This window comes from Bowmanella sp. JS7-9, assembly GCF_004329715.1.
Lineage (GTDB): Bacteria > Pseudomonadota > Gammaproteobacteria > Enterobacterales > Alteromonadaceae > Pseudobowmanella > Pseudobowmanella zhangzhouensis.
In genome coordinates, this window is record NZ_JXSY01000012.1 from 1 (window position 1) to 362 (window position 362).

1 protein-coding gene is annotated in these 362 nt (G+C 54.1%); it reads left to right on the forward strand.

All coding sequences use genetic code 11. The features are described 5' to 3' along the window. Nucleotides 1-362: Ig-like domain-containing protein (locus TK45_RS16220; RefSeq protein ID WP_174719775.1), on the forward strand; the 362-nt coding region annotated here is incomplete at both ends.

The following is a 362-nucleotide window of genomic DNA, read 5'->3' on the forward strand; positions in this document are numbered from 1 at the left end:
TGAGTCTGAGTTCACCGACGGATAACAGCCAGTACAGCGAGGGGGAAGATATCTCATTGGTCGCCCAGGCGAGCGACGGAGATGGTGAGATTGTTGATGTATCGTTTTATGCGGGAAATGTGCTGCTGGCCAGTGTTAGCAACCCGCCGTATGAATTCACCTGGTCAGGCGCCAGTCCCGGTAACTACCTGATGACAGCGGTAGCGCAGGACAATGAAGGCGGCAGTCGGACGTCCGCCGGAATTAACGTGATCGTTAATGGTCCTGCGGTTAATCAGCCGCCAATTGTGAGCGTTTTAACGCCCGCAGGTGGAGAGAATGTTGATACGGGAGGCACTCTTTTAATCAGCGTATCGGCCAGT